A 16,931-nucleotide genomic window follows, 5' to 3' on the forward strand; every position below is an offset into this window, starting at 1 on the left:
CCGATGACCACCCTGACCGCCCCGACCGCCGGCCCGCCGCAGGCCGCCGCCCGGCGCCGCAACCGGTACCTGGCCGGCCTGCTCACCGTCCGCGGCCTCACCGGCCTCGCCCTGGTCGGCGTGACCGCGCTCGCCGCACTGTTCGCGCCGTTGCTCACCGACCTCGACCCGAACGCCCAGAGCGCCCTCGCCCTGGCCGGCCCCAGCGCCGAACACCCCTTCGGCACCGACGACATGGGCCGCGACCTGTTCAGCCGGGTCCTGCACGGCATCGGCACCGACCTGGTGATCACCTTCGGCGCCGTCCCGGCCGGCGCCCTGCTCGGCTGCTCCTTCGCCCTGCTCGCCGCCTCCTCCCGCTGGGCCGACCTCACCGTCCAACGGCTCTTCGACCTGCTGCTCGCCTTCCCCGGCCTCATCCTGGCGCTCGCCGTCACCGCCGTCCTCGGTCCGGGCCGCTGGCCGGTGCTCATCGTCATCACCCTCGCCGAAATCCCCGGCTTCGGGCGGCAGTTGCGGGCCGGCATCCTGGTCCAGCGGGAGCGCGAGTACGCACTCGCCGCCCGGGTCGGCGGCGCCTCCCGGCTGCGGGTGCTGCTGCGCCACGTCGTCCCCAACGCGGCCGACCCGCTGATCGTGCAGACCGCCGTCGCGCTCTCCATCGGTGTCTTCATCGAGGGCGCGATGAGCTTCCTCGGTCTCGGCGTCCGCCCGCCCGAGCCCACCCTCGGCTCCATCCTCAGCCAGTCCGTCGCCTACCTCTCCAGCCACCCCGCCTTCGCGGCGGCCCCGCTGGCCGCCACCACCGCCCTGGTCCTCGGCTTCACCCTGATCGCCGAGGCCCTGAACAAGGGGATCCGCCGATGAGCCGCCCGGTCCTGCGCGTGACCGACCTCACCGTCGAGTTCGACGGCACCAGGGCCGTCGACGGGGTCGGCTTCGAGCTGGCCGCCGGGGACACCCTCGGGCTGGTCGGCGAGTCCGGCTCCGGCAAGTCCACCACCGCGCTGGCGCTGCTGCGGATGCTGCCGCCCGGCGGGCGGATCACCGGCGGCACGGTCGAGCTCGACGGCCAGGACCTCGCCGCACTGCCCGAACCGGGCCTGCGCGCGCTGCGCGGCCGGCGGATCGCCATGATCTTCCAGGACCCGATGTCCTCGCTCAACCCGGTGCTCACCATCGGCAGGCAGCTCGACGAGGCACTGCGCGCACACGGCACCGCGGGCAGGGCCGAACGGGCCGCCCGGTCCGCCGAACTCCTCGGCCTGGTCGGCATCCCCGACGCCACCGCCCGGCTGCGCGACCACCCGCACCAGTTCTCCGGCGGCCAGCGCCAACGCATCATGATCGCGCTCGCACTGGCCAACCGGGCCGAGGTGCTGGTCGCCGACGAACCCACCACCGCCCTCGACCCGACCGTGCAGCAGCAGATCCTCCGGCTGCTCGCCCGGATCAACCGGGAGACCGGCACCGCGCTGGTGGTGATCAGCCACGACCTCGGCGTGATCGCGCAGACCTGCCGCCGGATCCTGGTGCTGCGCCACGGCCGGGTGGTCGAGCACGGCGGGACCGACGACGTCCTGGCCGCGCCCCGGCACCCCTACACCAAGCAGCTGCTGGCGGCCGTGCCGCGGCTGGACGCCCCGTCCGAGGCGGCCGCCAACAGCACCCCCGGGGCCGAACCGCTGCTCACCGTCACCGGGTTGGGCAAGACGTACGGTCCGCGCCGACGGGCGGTCACCGCGCTGGACGGCGTCGACCTGGTGCTCCACCCGGGCGAGACGCTCGGGCTGGTCGGCGAGTCCGGGTCGGGCAAGTCCACCCTGGCCCGCGCCCTGGTCCAGGTGCACGCCCCCTCGGCGGGCTCGATCCGGTTCCGCGGACGGGAGTTCGGGAGCGGCGGGGAGCGCGCGGCCCACCGCGAGGTGCAGATGGTCTTCCAGGACCCGTACGCCTCGCTCAACCCGCGGATGACCGCCGGCCAGATCATCGCCGAACCGCTGATCGCCCACGGCCTGGGCGACCGCGCGGCCCGCGACCGGCGCGTCGCCGAACTGCTCCGGCAGGTCGGCCTGGAGCCGGACGCGGCCGGCCGGCAGCCGCGCTCCTTCTCCGGCGGCCAGCGCCAACGCATCGGCATCGCACGGGCCCTGGCCCCCGAGCCGAGCGTGCTGATCTGCGACGAGCCGGTCTCCGCGCTGGACGTCTCCGTCCAGGCCCAGGTGATCGAGCTGCTCGCCCGGCTGCAACGCGAACTCGGCCTGGCCGTCCTCTTCATCGCCCACGACCTCGCGGTGGTCCGCCAGGTCAGCCACCGCATCGCGGTGATGCACCGCGGCCGGATCGTCGAGACCGGCCCGGCCGACCGCGTCGTCACCGCACCCGAGGACCCTTACACCGCCGAACTCCTCGCCGCCGTACCGCGCCTGGAATCCGCCACCCGCCTCACTACCCGGAGCCACGCATGACCAGCACGCCCAACCCCCAGCCGGCCGACCCCCAGCCGGCCGACCCGCACCGGCGCGACCCGTACGCGGGCTTCGCCGGCACCGTCGGCCGCACCTTCGGCGCCTCCACGCCCGCCTGGCCCGAACGCGTCCGCCCGCGCGAGGGCGCGCCCAACATCGTCGTCGTGCTGATCGACGACATGGGCTACAGCGACATCGGCCCGTTCGGCTCCGAGATCCCCACGCCCACCCTCGACCGGCTCGCCGCGAACGGGGTCCGGCTGGCCAACTACCACACGATGCCGCTCTGCTCGCCCGCCCGCGCGGCCCTGCTCACCGGCCTCAACCCGCACCGGGTCGGCTACTCCTTCGTGGCCAACGCCGACCCGGGCTTCCCCGGCTACGGCATGGAGGTGGCCGGCGACATCCCGACCCTCGCCGAGCTCCTGCACGACCGGGGCTACGCCACCTACGCCGTCGGCAAGTGGCACCTCACCCGCGACTCCGCCTCCAACGCCGCCGACAGCCGCACCAACTGGCCGCTCCAGAAGGGCTTCGACCAGTACTACGGCGTACTGGAAGGCCTCACCAGCCTCTTCCACCCGCACCAACTCGTGCGCGACAACAGCCCCCTGGACATCGACGAGTTCCCCGAGGGCTACTACTACACCGACGACATCACCGACCAGGCCATCGCCATGGTCAAGTCGCTGCGCGCGCACGACGCGGAGAAGCCGTTCTTCCTCTACCTCGCGCACAACGCCGTGCACGGCCCGCTCCAGGCCAAGCCGGCCGACCTGGCCCGGCACAAGGGCCGTTACGACGGGGGCTGGGACGAGCTGCGCGAGGCCCGTTTCGCCCGCCAGCTCGCCGCCGGCCACTTCCCGCCCGGCACCGAGCTGCCCGAGCGCAACGGGGAGGCCGGCTACGACGTCGGCCCGTGGGACGAACTCAGCGACGTCCAGAAGAAGTTGTACGCCCGGTACATGGAGGTGTACGCGGCGATGGTCGACAACGTCGACCAGAACCTCGGCCGGCTCACCGACACCCTCGCCGCGCTCGGCGAACTCGACAACACCATCATCGTGTTCACCTCCGACAACGGCGGCACCGGCGAGGGCGGCGCCGAGGGCACCCGCAGCTACTTCAGCCGCTTCGTCCACCACCCGGGCCTGCCCGAGGACTGGAACCCCGACGTCGAGCGGGAGATCGAGCTCATCGGCGGCCCGCAGAGCCTGGTCCACTACCCCCGCGGCTGGGGCATGGCCTCCAACACGCCGTTCCGCTTCTACAAGGGCCAGACCTACGCGGGCGGCGTCCGGGTGCCCTTCGTCCTCTCCTGGCCGGCCGGGCTGCCGCGCACCGGGGGTGACACCGGCGTCCGCCCGCAGTACCAGTACGTCACCGACATCCTGCCCACCCTGCTCGAACTGGCGGGCGTCGAGCGGCCGTCGGACCGCGGCGGGCAGCCCGTGCAGTCGCTCGACGGCATCAGCTTCGCCCCCGTCCTGCGCGTGCCGCAGGCCCCCTCCACCCACCCCGAGCAGTACTGCGAGATGACCGGCAACCGCAGCTACTACCGGGACGGCTGGAAGCTCGTCACCCTGCACCGCCCCGGCGCGCCCTACGACGACGACGAGTGGGCCCTCCACGACCTGCGCACCGACCCCACCGAGATCCACGACGTCGCCGCCGAACACCCCGGGCTGGTCAAGGAACTGGCCGCCGCCTGGGAGGCCGCCGCCTGGCGCGACGGCGTCTTCCCGCTGGCCGACGGCAGCGGCGCCCTCGCCCTGCGCGGCCCGGAGGCCGAACGGCTGCGCCGCCCCGTCACCCTGCTGGCCGGCACGCCCGAGCTGGAGCGGTACCGCTCCTCCCGCCTGATCTCCTTCCGCTCCTTCGCCGTCGAGGTCGAGCTGGACCGCCACGAAGCGGACGACCAGGGCGTCCTCGTCTCGCACGGCGACCAGGGCGGCGGCTACAGCCTCTACGTCGAGGACGGCCGGCTCCGCCTCGCCTACAACCAGTACGGCGAGCTGGTCGAGGCCGACGGCGGCCCGGTGGCACCCGGCGCCCGCCGGATCACCCTGGAGGCCGCGGCCGTGGCCGGCCTCAAGTGGGAGTTCCGCCTGCTGGTCGACGGCGTCGAGGGCGGCCGGCTCGGCCCGGTCCACCAGCTGATCGGCATGGCTCCGTTCCAGGGCATCAGCGTCGGCGTCGACCGCAAGTCCCCGGTCTCCTGGCCGGTCTACGAGCGCCACCGCTCGTTCCGCTACACCGGGGCCCTGCGCGCCGTCACCTACCTGCCCGGTGAACCCGCCCCGTACGACCCCGAGACGGTCGCCCGGGCCCTCCGCGCGGCGGCGGCCGCCTTCGAGTAGCCCAGCGGACCCCCGGCCGGCCCCCACCGTGGGGGCCGGCCGGGTTAGGCTCGTCCCGTCCGCACGGCACACACTCAGGGGGGACCTGTGATCGGCGAACTGCTGCCCGGATCCGTCGTGGCGGAGGTCGCGTACGACGACCCGCCGCAGGCGCGGCTCGAACCGGCCGAGGAGGCCGCCATCGCCCGCGCCGTCGGCTCCCGGCGCCGCGAGTTCACCACCGTCCGCCACTGCGCCCGCCTCGCCCTCGGCCGCCTCGGCGTCCCGTACCTCCCCCTCGTCCCCGGCCTGCGCGGCGCGCCCGGCTGGCCCGACGGCGTGGTCGGCAGCCTCACGCACTGCGCCGGCTTCCGCGGCGCCGCCGTCGCCCACGCCGGCGACGTCGTCTCCCTGGGCATCGACGCCGAGCCCGCGCTCCCCCTCCCCGAGGGCGTCTTCGAGGCCATCGCCCTCCCCGACGAGCAGAAGCGCACCGCCGAACTGCTCGCCGAGCACCCCGACACCCCCTGGGACCGCCTCCTCTTCAGCGCCAAGGAGTCCGTCTACAAGACCTGGTTCCCCCTCACCCGGCTCTTCCTCGAATTCAGCGAGGCCGACCTCACCTTCCGCACCGACGGCACCTTCCACGCCGAACTCCTCGTCCCCGGCCCGGTCGTCGACGGCCGGCGCCTCGGTTCCTTCGACGGGCGCTGGACCGTGCGCGACGGCCTCCTCGCCACGGCCATCACCGTCCTGCCGTGACCGTCACCTACGTCCTCGACGGCACCCGGATCGGCACCCTGGAGGACTTCTGGGCCGAGGCCGGCCGCTCCATCGGCTGCGGCGGCTACTTCGGCCGCAACCTCGACGCCTTCGCCGACTGCCTCCGCGGCGGCTTCGGCACGCCCGAGGACGGCGACTACGTCATCGAGTGGCAGGACCACGAGACCTCGCGGCGCCACCTGGGCCACCCCGAGACCGCCCGCCAGCTGGAGCTGATGCTCGCCCGCTGCCACCCCACCCACCGTGAGCGGGTGGCCGCCCGCCTCGCCGAGGCCCGCGCCGGACGCGGCCCGACCGTCTTCGACTGGCTGGCCGACATCGTCGAGGAGGAGCTCCCCGGCGGCCTGCGCCTGCGCTGACCTCCGGCCGCGCGCCATCGGCCGGTTCGCACGGGCCGCGCGCCGGTGCCGTCCCGGGCCCGTTCGGGCGGCCCACTCCGGACCGGCCCGGCCGGCGGCCCGGCCCTGCCGGCGCCCGGGCCGGGTGGCAGGCCGACGGTTCAGCCCAGGACGTCCGAGAGGCGGGTGAAGCGGCGGCCGGCGGCGAGGAGGGGCGGGAGGGCAGCCGCGAAGCCGGGGGCGGTGCCGCCGCCCGGGTGGTTCAGGTGGGCGATGACGACGGCGCCCGGCGGGGTGGCGGCCACCTCCTCGCGGACCTGGGCGGAGGTGAAGGTGGCGCCGGCGTCGGCGTTGACCGTGAACCCGGCGACGCGTTGGTCGAGGTCGGCGGCGATCCGGGTGGCCACGTCGTCGTAGTGGGCGGTGCCGGAACGGAAGAAACGGGGCGGCCGGCCGAGCAGGGCGGTGAGCTTCGCGAGGTTCCCGGCGACCTCGTCGTACGCCTCGCCGGCGTCGCCGGTGCCGGCGATGCCGTAGGCGGAGCGGCCGGTGACGGAGAGCGGGCGGTGGAGCGTCCCGTGGTTGGCGATCTCGAACAGGGGGTCGCCTGCGAGGCTCTCGAACTCCGCCGGGTTGGCGTCGATCCAGCGCGCGTTGAGGAACAGCGTGGCGGGCACCTCGTGGGTGCGCAGGAACTCGATGAGGTCGGCGTCGTAGCCGGAGCCGCCGGGGCCGCCGCAGGCGTCGAAGGTGAGTGCGGTGGCCTGCTCCCCGGCCGGTAACGAGGTGAGCACCCCGGTCACGTCCAGGCCCCACTCGGAGGGCTCGACGCCCGCGTACCGGGCCAGCACGTCGGCCCGGCCAGCCAGCGTCGCGGAGGTGGACGGCGGCCCGGACACGGTGCCGGGAGCGGTGGCAGGAGTGGCGGCGGGGGTCGTGGCGGCCTCCGGGCCCGTGGGCGACTCGGGCTCAGGAGCGGTGGACGGCAGCGGGCCGGCCGCCGGGGCCGCCGCCGTCACCCGTCCGGCGGGCCCGGCGGCCGGCTGACACCCCGCCAGTGCGCTGCCGGCCGCTGCGATCAGCAGTGTCCGCCGACTCAGCGACATGCCCACCTCCATACACATCCGATAGTCCGATCATCTGTTTCTATGAACGATCGTCACCCGCCGCAACCGCACCCCGGCTGTCCCGGCCCGCCCCCCCCCGCTGTTCACCCCGCCGTCCGGCCGTCCGCGCAGGGAGTCCCGATGCCCGCCACCCCCTCCCCCCTCCTCACCGGCCTCGCCCTCGGCGAGTCGCCCCGCTGGCACGACGGCCGGCTTTGGGTCTGCGACTGGGGCGCCCAGGAGCTGCTCACCGTCGGCCCCGACGGCGCCGCCACCGTGACCGCCCGCGTCCCGTCGTTCCCGTTCTGCATCGACTGGCTGCCGGAGCCCGACGGCCGTCTGCTCGTCGTGGCCGGCGGCGACCGGCGGCTGCTGCGCCAGGAGGCCGACGGCACGCTCGGCCCGTACGCGGACCTGCGGGCGGTCTGCGACCGGCCGTGGAACGAGGTGGCCGTGGACGGGCGCGGCAACGCGTACGTCAACTGCATCGGCTTCGACCTGATGGGCGGCGAGGCCCCGGGGCCCGGACTGGTCGCGCTGGTCACCCCGGACGGGACCGTCCGGCAGGTGGCGGGCGACCTCGCCTTCCCCAACGGAATGGCGGTCACCCCGGACGGCTCGACCCTGATCGTCGCCGAGTCGTACGCGGGCCGGCTCACCGCGTTCACCATCGCGGCCGACGGGGGCCTGGCCGACCGGCGGGTCTGGGCGGCGGTGGAGGGTTCGGCGCCGGACGGGATCAGCCTCGACGCGGAGGGCGCGCTCTGGTTCGCGGACGTCCCGGGCCGCTGCTGCGTCCGGGTGCGCGAGGGCGGGGAGGTGGTGCAGCGGGTCGCGCTGGACCGCGGGTGCTTCTCGTGCGCGCTCGGCGGTCCGGACGGCCGCACCCTCTACCTGACCGCCGCCGAGTGGCCGCCGCCGGAGGACGCGCGAACCGGGCAGGTGCTGGCCGTGCCGGTGGACGTGCTGGGTGCCCCGGGGCTCCTTCACTGACCCGCCGTGCGCCGGTGAGGCCCGGCTCACCGCGGGTTCACCGGCGCGGGTAGGGAGGCGGGCGAGCCGGCCGGGAGTCCGCCCGCCGCCGCCCGAGACCGGAGGCCCCGATGACCGACCGTGACGACCCGCAGCCCGGCCGGCGGCCGGACGGCCAACAGCCCGACGACCAGAGCCCCCCGTCCGACCGGCCCGACCCCACGCTCGACCGCCGCGACCTGCTCCGGACCGGTCTGGCCACCGGCGCGGTCACCGCGCTCGGCCTCGCGTCCGCCGCCGGACCGGCGCAGGCGGCGGACGCCGTACCCGACCGGACGGTCACCCTCACCGGCCATCTCCCCACCGGTGCGCCCGACTTCGTGTACCTGCCGTTCGACGTGCCGGACGGCGTACGGGAGATCGCCGTCGCGTACGGCTACGACAAGCCGTCCGTCCCCGCCGGCACACCCGGCAACTCCTGTGACATCGGCCTCTTCGACGAACGCGGCACCGACCTCGGCGGGCGCGGATTCCGCGGCTGGTCGGGCGGGTTCCGCACCGAGTTCACCGTCGCCCGCGACGGGGCGACGCCCGGCTACCTCCCCGGCCCGATCCGCCCGGGGAGGTGGCACGTCGTCCTCGGCCCGTACCAGGTGGCGCCGCAGGGGCTCGACTACCGGGTCACGGTCACCCTCCGATTCGGCGCGCCGGGGCCCGAGTTCACCCCGTCCTACCCGCCCGAGCGGGCGCGGGGCCGCGGGCGCTCCTGGTACCGGGGCGACTGCCACCTGCACACCGTGCACTCCGACGGTCGCCGGCTGCCGGCCGAGGTCTCCGCGGGCGCGCGGGCCGCCGGGCTGGACTTCATCGTCTCCACGGACCACAACACCACTTCCTCGCACGGCGTTTGGGGCCCGCCGGCCGGGCCGGACCTGCTGATCGTGCTTGGCGAGGAGGTGACCACCCGCAACGGCCACTGGCTGGCGCTCGGCCTGCGGCCGGGCCGGTTCGTCGACTGGCGCTACCGTTCCCGCGACGAGGCCTTCCCGCGCTTCGCCCGGCAAGTCCGCAGCCAGGGCGGCCTGGTGGTGCCCGCCCACCCGTACTGCCCGTACGTCGCCTGCCAGTGGAAGTTCGGCTACCAGGACGCCGACGCGGTGGAGGTCTGGAACGGGCCCTGGACCTACGACGACGAGTCGGCGGTCGACACCTGGGACGCGGGGCTCGGCGTCGCCCTGCGGGAAGGACGCTCCTGGCTGCCGGCCATCGGCAACAGCGACGCCCACAGTGCCCCGCAGGTCATCGGCTCCCCGCACACCGTCGTCCGGGCCGAGGACCTCACCCGTGACGCCGTCCTCGACGGACTCCGGGCCGGGCGCAGCTGGCTCGCCGAATCGGCTGCCGTCCACCTGGAGTTCACCGCCACCGGACACGGCCGGCAGGCGGGCATCGGCGAACAGCTCACCGTCCCCGCGGACGCCCCGGTGGACGTCCGTCTCACCGTCTCCGGCGTGCCCGGCGGGACGGTCCGCTTCCTGACCGACGAGGGCCAGCTGCACCAGGAGTCGCTGCCCCCCGACGGTGCGGGAACCGTCGTCTGGCGGACGACGGCCTCGCTCGCCGCGTTCGTCCGGGCCGAGGTCCGCCACCCGAAGGCCGACGGCACCGCCGGCCGGGGCAACGCCATGGGCCCCGACCTGCCGTGGGGCCCGATGGCGGCGCTGACCAACCCGATCGTGCTGCGGCCGGACACCCCGGTGCGGGAGCGGTCCGCGGATCGGTAGGGGGGAGGACTCGGGGTGCCACCGTGGACTAGGTTGATCTCCGACAGCAGTCAGTCGTAGGGACGATGCGCTCGGCTGTCCGTACCCGGGTCAGACCCGCTCCGGCACCCCGTCCGTCCCCGGCCCGCGAAGGGATCAGCAGCCGTGAACCGAACGACCGTAGGCGGGCCGGAGATCGGGGGCCGGCGGGGCGCCGGCGGCGTGGTCGTGCTCGCCGACCCGGCCGGGGCCGGGAGCGGCACGGTCGCGCCCCTGCTGGCGGACGCCCTCCACCCGAGCGTGCACCTGCGGGCGGACGACTTCCAGCGGGCGGTCCGCCGGGGGTACGTCCCGGCGCACCTGCCGGAGGCGCAGCGGCAGAACACGACGGCCCTGGCGGCCACCGCGCAGGCGGCCTTCGCGTTCGCCACCGGCGGGTACCAGGTGGTGGTGGAGGCGGCGGTCGCGCCGACGGCGCTGGACGCGTTCCGCCGCGAGAGCCGCACCACCGGGGCGGCTCTGCACTACGTGGTGCTGCGGCCGGCGGGCGAGTCCGCTGAGCCGGGCGAGCCGGGCGGCGTGCCGGACCGGCACACGGTGGACGCCGCTCCCGTCGCACCGGAGGCGGCGGCGGAGGCCGTGCTGGCCGGGTTGTCCCGGAGGGCGTTCCTACTGGGGTGGTGACGTCGTCCGCTGCCGCCCCCGCTGCCCTCCCTCGGGCCCGGCCGGACGGACCCCGGCGGCACCCCGGCGGGGCGGCAGCGGGGGCGGCGGCGGAACCCCGCCGGGGTACCGCCGCCGCCCCGGGCCGCTCAGCCCTCGACGTCCACCCCGTAGCCGCGGGCCAGCTCGTCAAGCCCGTGGTCGAAGCCCTGCCCGACCGCACGGAACCGCCAGGAGCCGCCGCGGCGGTAGATCTCGGCGAGCAGCAGGGTCCGTTCGGTGGTGGCGGCGTCCAGCGTGGCCTGGACGATCGGGCGGGCCCTGGTGTCGCCGGCCAGCGCGATCTCCACCGCGCCGACGTCGCCGAAGGTGGCCGAGCCGTCGATCGCCGCCGCGATGACGATCTTCCGCACCGAGCCGCCCAGCGGGCCGAGATCGACGGTGACCGCCTGCTCCTGCGGGCCGTCGAAGGCGAGCCGGACGGTGCCGTCTGGGCTCTCGGGTGCGCCGTAGAAGACGAAGTCCTCGTCGCAGGAGATCTGTTCGTCCTCGTCGAGGCTGAACGCGACCACGTCGACCTCGCAGCTGGTCTGCTGCGTCCACGAGGCGTTGACGCTCCAGCGGGCACCGTCGGTGGCGATGGGCAGGTCGATCACGCCACCGCGCGGCAGCACCTCCACCTCGTCCGCCTCCCCTTCGTCCGGCTCTCCTTCGGCCGGCTTCCCGGTGCCCGGCGCGGCGGCGGGCGTGCTGCCCAGGGTCCGCAGCCAGGTGTCGTCGTGCACCGGGAGCTGGAGCCACTCGATCCGCTTCATCCTCCGGTCGGTGGCGGAGCCGGTCAGCGCGAGGACGTCGGTGACGTTGGCCGACAGGTTCACTGCGGCGGCGCCGCCGAGGCCGACCACCGCCGTCCGGGCCGCCACCGCCTCGGGGTGCCGGCCACCCAGCACGAGCACCCGCCGGCCGGTGAGCGCCCGCCGCTCCCGGGCGGTCCTGCGCCGCACCGCGGACCGCACGGCCACCGGGACCGGCTCGGCCACCGCCGAAACCGGCTCGACGACCGGCGCAGTGGCCGACTCAGTGGCCGACTCAGTGGCCGACTCAGTGGCCGGATCCGCCTCCGCGAACTCCACCGCGACCACGGCTTCCACCGCAACGGCCGGCGCCGCCTGCCCGGGGCCCGTCACCGCGCCGCCGGCCTCGTGCGGCTGTCCCGGCCGCACCTCCGCGAGCAGGGCGAGGAACGCCCCCTCGTCGAGCACCGGCACCCCCTCGGCGGCGGCCCGCCGGGCCTTCGCCGAGGACGCCGCGCCACCGTTGGCCACCAGCACACTGGTGTGCCGGCTCACCGAGGTCATCACGTTCAGCCCGGCCGCCACCGCCCTCGCGACCAGTTCCTCCCGGGCCGTCCCCGTCTCCCCGGTCACGGCGACCTTCATGCCCTGCACCAGCGCCCCACCCGCCGGCAGCCGCCCCGGATTGCGGTACGCGCACGGCGTCTTGGGGATTCGCGGCCGGAACTCCGAGGTGCGCCGGGGCGGGCAGTCCACCAGCGGCAGCGGCACCCCCAGGCGCTGCGCCTCGGCGAGCGAGCCGCGCAGCACTCCGGCCAGCACCCTGGTGTCATCCAGCGCGTCGTGCGCGTGCAGTTGCGGGACGCCGTAGTGCGCGGCGAGCGTGCCGAGCTTCAGGTCCGCGGTCGACGTGTCGATCCGCCGGTTCAGCGCCAGCGTGCAGAGCCGCCGCGAGACCGGCAGCCAGGAGCCGGCGAGCGCGAACTCGTGGCTGAGGAAGTCGTAGTCGAACTGGGCGTTGTGGGCCACCATCACCCTGCCCTCCAGCAGTTCGGCAACCCGCCCGGCGATCTGCTCGAAGGCCGGCGCCCCCCTCAGCCGCTCGGCGGTCAGGCCGTGGACGTGCACCGGTCCGGGGTCCACGCCCGGATCCAGCAGGGTGGAGTACTCCCCGGTCTGCCGGCCCCCGGCGTCGACCGTGATCACCGCGAGGGAGAGCACCCGGTGTTGGCCGGGCCTCAGCCCCGAGGTCTCGACGTCGACCAGCGCCCATTCGTGGGCGTATCCGGTGGGCGTGGGCCCGGATGTGTCGCTCTGGTGGCCGGGGCGTGGGGGAGCCGAAGTCATGGCCACAAGAATGCTCATCAGCCGGCACTCCCCACAACCCGTTTGACCTGCCCGTTATCCGTACGACACCGTGTCGCGGCGGAGCCTTGGGGGGCGGGGGCGGTCTGCTTCGGGGGTTCCCGGCGGCGGCGGTGGTTCGCGCACGGTGACCGCCTCGGGTGGACGCCCCGGCTCACACGGGCCGCGCCGCACCTGCGGACGCACCGGCGTCCCACTCGAAGGCTGCGGCAGGAGGCGCGCGCCCGGGGCGTCGCACCGTGCGAAGCCGGGCGCTCCGGCGACCGCCCTCCCACAAGGACGGCCGCCGGAGCACCCGATCCCGGCTCCCGACGGGGTGCGGGAGCCGGGGGACCGGGAGCCGGACCACCGGCGGGCGGGCCACCCCAGCGGGCGGACCGTACTCCCGGACGACTGAACCGGCGCCCGCACGGGGGGTCGGGCGCCGGTGGCGTTGCCGCCACCCGGTACTACGGACGGAAGCACCCGCACGGTTCACCGGTCCTGCGGACCGTCTCCCCGCCGTGGCCGCGGGGCACCGAGCACCGGGCACCGGGCACCGCCTCCGGGCGTCCTGCCCGAGCCCTGTCCCCGTCCGGCGGACCACCACCTCCGAGGCTCTCCCCGGTTCTGGCGGGCCCGGGGTCCACCCCTTCGAGGAGTCAGCAGAGCCGGTCCGGGGACGGGAGCCGGGTGATCTGGTCATCACCCCAGCCGTAGACCTCCAGGTTGGACAGGTAGCCGTCGTAGGCGAAGACCAGCGCTCCGCCGACCGGCTCTCCGTCGGCGTCGAGCACCGTCCCGTCGGCAACGGGATTGCCGGCCACGGGCGCGGCCGGCACCGCTGCCCTGTCCAGGCCGAAGTCGATGCTGGCGCAGGAGCACGGGCAGCGGCCGATGACGCGCAGGTGCGGGATCTGCGCGAGCAGGGCCCGATGGTCCGGCTGGTCCTCCTTGAGGAGAGCCTCAAGGAGCTGAACGGCTTCTGCAGGCAGTGGATCGCCCGTCGTGCTGGTTTCCATGCCCCAACCCGATCATCCGACCGATCGAGGGGTCAACCCGAATACCAGGGCCGAGGACCGTGCTGTCGCCCGAGTCACCCGAGCGCGCGTGGGCCGGTTCGTTCGTAGACGGGTCATCCAGGGGCGAACCATCCCGCCTTCTTCCGGACGGCCGGGCTCGGGTCCTGGGCGTGCGACGCCTGCAAGGCTGCGCCGGCCCGGGCGTCGGTGCGGGAGAACGTGCCGCCCTGGGGTCGGTGATGCCGCGGGCGGCGAGTTCGGTGGTGATCAGGGCAGCCACCTCGGCGGCGGTCTGCTGCGTCGGGGTCTTGAACTCGGCCTTCCACCGCTTGCCGGCCGGCTGCCAGCCGTCCGCCGTCATCGCCGCCGCGACGGCCTCCCGGGTCGCCGGGGCGCGGGCCGACGCGGTCCACGAACCCGCGCGGTCCACGTCCCCGCACACCCGCACACCCCCATGCTCGCGCGGCCCGCATGCTCGCGCGGACGAGGTGAACCCCCGACCGGGCCCCAGCCGTTTACCAGGACGATGAGCGTCTCTCCCACCCGACCGCCCGGCCCTGCCGTCCCCGCCGCCCTGGCGCCGCGCCGGCTGTTCGGGCGTCGCCCGCGGGCGGGTGAACCGCAACTCCCCCAGCCGGTGCCGCCGCCGTCGGCGCAGCCGTCCGCCGCACCGTGTGGCGCCGAACTCCGGCTCGTCGGAGCGCACTTCGTCATCGCCCCCGCCTCGGCCGACGACGACGAGCTGTCGGCGGCGGTCGGCTCGCTGCCGCCGCTGCCGGGGAGCCTGATCGTGGTCGCCGCCGCCCCCGACGCGGCGGTCGTGCTGCGCGACCGGATGGCCGACCTCGGCGTGGTCGCCCGTGCCCGCGGGGCCGGCACGCTCGTCGTCGCCGCGTCCGGGCTGGCCGCGCTCGCGCCCAACGGCCGCCGGCCCGCCGAGCTGGTCGCCGAGCAGGCGGGCGTACCGGTGGTCGCCCCGGACGGACTGGTGAGGATCACCCCGGACGGCGGCCTCGCGCTCACGACCCCCGACGGCGCCCCCGAGCCGGCCGCCTGGTGGCACTGCGTCCCGGGCGCGGCGCCGCAGCGGCTGGCCGGAACACCCGGCGCCACCACGGCCGAGCCCCGGGCCACCACCCACGCCGCCGTCCGAACCGCCACGCCTCCGGCTGCCCGGACCGCCCCGGCCGCCCCGCCCGCCCGTACGTCCGGGAGCCCCGCCGCCCAGGTACTGCGCCTGCCCGCCGGTTTCTGGCTCACCCACCCGACGGCCCCGCCCGCCGGCCCGTTGCCCGGCCTCGGGCTGGCCGCCGCACCGCCCGGCACCGTCGTCCTGCTGGTCGGCACCCCCGCCGCGCCGCTCCTCCTCCCCGAGGAGTTCGCCGACGCCGCAGTCGCCCTGCCCCTCGACGCCGCCCGGCTGCTGGTCAGTGCCCCCTGGGCCTCACCCGACGAACTCACCGCTCTTACCGGCGCGTTGGCCGCCCGACTGGCCCGGCCGGTGCACGCCGCGATCGGCCTCCCGGTGCTCGGCGAGGGCGGTCCCACCTCCCGTGTCCTGGACGCGCAGGGGCAGGCCCGCTGGGAGCCGTACCTCCTGCGGCTCGCCTCGGCCCCCGGCCAGGGCACCACCCCGGCGGCATGGCGCAACAGCGGAGCCGACTGGCGGACCGACGGACCGGCCGTCTTCGCGGCCTTCCCGTACTGGGCGCTGGAGGCCGTCCCGGCCGGCCTCTGGCTCCGCCCGGAACCGCCGCACGTGCTCACCCCGCGCTTCCGCCGCCCCGAACCGGCCCGCCCGCTGCTCATCGTCGGCGAGCGGGACCGCCCGGTGGAGCCGGACGTCTTCGAGGAGCTCGGCGCGCTGCTGGACCGTCTGCCGACCGTCGGCGCCGAGGGGTTCGGCCTGCTCGTACACGGACTGCTGGAGCCGTCCGCCGAACGCGTCGGGCGTTTCGTCGCCCGCATGCACGGCCTGGAGTGGCTCGGGCCCGACCCGGCCGTGGCCAGGCCGCCGGGCGTGGTGCCGGTCTCGTACGGAGCCCTGCCCGGGGCGGCACCGACCGGGGCGCCTCGCGCCGTCCTGGGCACTCCCGGTGCCCCCGCCGTCCTCCCCGCCCCGGGTCCCGCACACCTCCCGGCGCCCGGGGTCGACCCCGGCCCCGGGCGCTTGGCCCTGCCCGCTTCCCCGGCCGCCCCCGACCCCGCACCGCTTCCCGAGCCGACTCCCCTGCCGACCCCGCCCGCCCCGACCGCCGTCACCACCAGTAGCAGCAGCAGCACCAGCGCCACCACCAACAGCAGCCCTGCGCAGCCGTCCGCACCGGAGGAGCCGGAGGAACTTGAGGAGTCGGAGGAGTCGGAGGAGCTTGAGGAACCGACCCCGCCGCCCGCAACTGCTCCAGACCCGGCCGCCGAAGCCCCGTGCGAACCCGCCCCCGGCCCCCGGCCCGAACCGACTCCCCAACCGGCCCGCCGCTACCGCCCGGAGGAGTTCGCCGCCCCCGTCACCGTCAGCAGCGCCGCCGACCGCGAAACCGTCCGGGCCCTGCTCGGCGAGCACTACCAGCGGTGCACCGGCCGGGTGGACCAGGCCGCCACCCGGCTGCCCGCCCTGCGGCCCACCGCGAAGGACGACATCAGGCCCGACCTCGCCGCCGTCCTGCTGTACCACGGCGACACCGGAGTCCCGGTCGGCCGGGCCGAGTTGACTGCGACGGCCCGGGCCGGAGCGTCCGCCCCGCTGGCCGCCTTCCTCCGCTGTCTCGGATCCGGCCTGCGCCGCCTCCCGAGCCACCACGGCGTCGTCCTGCTCGCCGCCGATCCCGGACTCGATCCGGCCGGGGTGGTGGACCACTATCCGGTCGGACGGGAGCTCCTGGAACCCGCCCCGGTCGCCGGTCTGACCGCGCCGACGGCCGAACTTCCGGGTGTGTCCGTCGAGTTCGTCGTCTGGTCGGCCACCGGCCGGCGCACCACCGCGTTCGGCAGCGCCGACGACGAGCCGCAGGCGGTGTTCGCCCCGGGCACGACGTTCACCGTCATCGGGGCGGCGGAGGCCGACCCGTCCGGCCGTCCGGCCCGGGTCCTGCTGCGCGAGTCCGCCGGCCTCGCGAGTGCCGACCCGGCCGAGCGCAACCACAACGCCCTGGCCAGGCTGAACGGTTGGCTGGAGCGGCGCGACCTGCTGGCGCCGGCCGAACGACGCCCGGTCACCCGCCCCGAACGGTTCCACCTCACCCCGGGCATCGAACTCCCCTCCGCAGCCGGGACGGTGTGACCCGGCGCCGTCGAACTCCGGCCTTCCGACCCCCTCCCGCCCTCGTCGCGAGTGCGCGG

12 protein-coding genes are annotated in these 16,931 nt (G+C 75.7%); 9 read left to right on the forward strand and 3 right to left on the reverse strand.

The window, feature by feature from the left end; genetic code table 11:
* The first annotated feature begins 3 nt into the window (after nt 1-3).
* The 5 genes from C2142_RS32325 to C2142_RS32345 all read left to right on the forward strand — a co-directional run bounded on the left by C2142_RS32325 (nt 4) and on the right by C2142_RS32345 (nt 5,949).
* Complete coding sequence (locus tag C2142_RS32325; protein ID WP_148646357.1) at nt 4-867, forward strand: ABC transporter permease; 864 nt, start codon at nt 4-6, stop codon at nt 865-867.
* Nucleotides 864-2,468: an ABC transporter ATP-binding protein gene (locus tag C2142_RS32330; protein ID WP_148646358.1), complete on the forward strand. Its 1,605-nt coding sequence runs from the start codon at nt 864-866 to the stop codon at nt 2,466-2,468. Before C2142_RS32325 ends, C2142_RS32330 begins: the two co-directional genes overlap by 4 nt.
* Nucleotides 2,465-4,828, forward strand: coding sequence for an arylsulfatase (locus C2142_RS32335; protein WP_148646359.1), 2,364 nt, complete (start codon nt 2,465-2,467; stop codon nt 4,826-4,828). Before C2142_RS32330 ends, C2142_RS32335 begins: the two co-directional genes overlap by 4 nt.
* 87 nt (nt 4,829-4,915) lie before the next feature.
* Complete coding sequence (locus C2142_RS32340; RefSeq protein WP_148646360.1) at nt 4,916-5,569, forward strand: 4'-phosphopantetheinyl transferase superfamily protein; 654 nt, start codon at nt 4,916-4,918, stop codon at nt 5,567-5,569.
* Entirely contained in the window at nt 5,566-5,949 is a 384-nt protein-coding gene (locus C2142_RS32345; RefSeq protein WP_148646361.1) for a barstar family protein, read from the forward strand. The genes C2142_RS32340 and C2142_RS32345 overlap by 4 nt, the downstream gene beginning before the upstream one ends.
* 140 nt (nt 5,950-6,089) lie before the next feature.
* On the opposite strand, the gene C2142_RS32350 is transcribed toward C2142_RS32345, so the two are convergent.
* On the reverse strand, nt 6,090-7,034 hold the full coding sequence (locus C2142_RS32350; protein WP_148646362.1) for a polysaccharide deacetylase family protein: 945 nt from the start codon (nt 7,032-7,034) through the stop codon (nt 6,090-6,092).
* A gap of 141 nt (nt 7,035-7,175) precedes the next feature.
* Between C2142_RS32350 and C2142_RS32355 the strand changes: the two genes are divergently transcribed.
* The 3 genes from C2142_RS32355 (at nt 7,176) to C2142_RS32365 (ending at nt 10,453) form a co-directional block, all read left to right on the forward strand.
* On the forward strand, nt 7,176-8,027 hold the full coding sequence (locus C2142_RS32355) for an SMP-30/gluconolactonase/LRE family protein (protein WP_148646363.1): 852 nt from the start codon (nt 7,176-7,178) through the stop codon (nt 8,025-8,027).
* A 110-nt stretch (nt 8,028-8,137) separates the two neighbouring features.
* Entirely contained in the window at nt 8,138-9,790 is a 1,653-nt protein-coding gene (locus C2142_RS32360) for a CehA/McbA family metallohydrolase (protein ID WP_148646364.1), read from the forward strand.
* A gap of 144 nt (nt 9,791-9,934) precedes the next feature.
* A complete protein-coding gene (locus C2142_RS32365) occupies nt 9,935-10,453 on the forward strand; it encodes an ATP-binding protein (RefSeq protein WP_148646365.1) in 519 nt (172 codons plus the stop codon).
* A 128-nt stretch (nt 10,454-10,581) separates the two neighbouring features.
* Here C2142_RS32365 and C2142_RS32370 read toward each other — a convergent pair whose 3' ends face one another.
* Together C2142_RS32370 and C2142_RS32375 are read right to left on the reverse strand one after the other, a co-directional pair.
* Complete coding sequence (locus C2142_RS32370; RefSeq protein ID WP_241002908.1) at nt 10,582-12,591, reverse strand: DEDDh family exonuclease; 2,010 nt, start codon at nt 12,589-12,591, stop codon at nt 10,582-10,584.
* A 641-nt stretch (nt 12,592-13,232) separates the two neighbouring features.
* Nucleotides 13,233-13,592, reverse strand: a complete 360-nt coding sequence (locus C2142_RS32375) for a hypothetical protein (protein ID WP_148646366.1) — start codon at nt 13,590-13,592, stop codon at nt 13,233-13,235.
* A gap of 526 nt (nt 13,593-14,118) precedes the next feature.
* Between C2142_RS32375 and C2142_RS41770 the strand changes: the two genes are divergently transcribed.
* Nucleotides 14,119-16,872: a hypothetical protein gene (locus C2142_RS41770; RefSeq protein ID WP_153882838.1), complete on the forward strand. Its 2,754-nt coding sequence runs from the start codon at nt 14,119-14,121 to the stop codon at nt 16,870-16,872.
* The last annotated feature ends 59 nt before the right edge of the window (nt 16,873-16,931 follow it).

The organism is Streptomyces sp. CB01881 (assembly GCF_002953255.1).
Taxonomy (GTDB): Bacteria; Actinomycetota; Actinomycetes; order Streptomycetales; family Streptomycetaceae; genus Kitasatospora.

Excerpts from the sequence above, each read along its gene's own strand:
- C2142_RS32325 (WP_148646357.1), top strand. The coding sequence starts at position 4 with ATGACCACCCTGACCGCCCCGACCGCCGGCCCGCCGCAGGCCGCCGCC.
- C2142_RS32330 (WP_148646358.1), top strand. The coding sequence starts at position 864 with ATGAGCCGCCCGGTCCTGCGCGTGACCGACCTCACCGTCGAGTTCGAC.
- C2142_RS32335 (WP_148646359.1), top strand. The coding sequence starts at position 2,465 with ATGACCAGCACGCCCAACCCCCAGCCGGCCGACCCCCAGCCGGCCGAC.
- C2142_RS32350 (WP_148646362.1), bottom strand. The coding sequence starts at position 7,034 with ATGTCGCTGAGTCGGCGGACACTGCTGATCGCAGCGGCCGGCAGCGCA.
- C2142_RS32355 (WP_148646363.1), top strand. The coding sequence starts at position 7,176 with ATGCCCGCCACCCCCTCCCCCCTCCTCACCGGCCTCGCCCTCGGCGAG.
- C2142_RS32360 (WP_148646364.1), top strand. The coding sequence starts at position 8,138 with ATGACCGACCGTGACGACCCGCAGCCCGGCCGGCGGCCGGACGGCCAA.
- C2142_RS32370 (WP_241002908.1), bottom strand. The coding sequence starts at position 12,591 with ATGAGCATTCTTGTGGCCATGACTTCGGCTCCCCCACGCCCCGGCCAC.
- C2142_RS32375 (WP_148646366.1), bottom strand. The coding sequence starts at position 13,592 with ATGGAAACCAGCACGACGGGCGATCCACTGCCTGCAGAAGCCGTTCAG.
- C2142_RS41770 (WP_153882838.1), top strand. The coding sequence starts at position 14,119 with ATGAGCGTCTCTCCCACCCGACCGCCCGGCCCTGCCGTCCCCGCCGCC.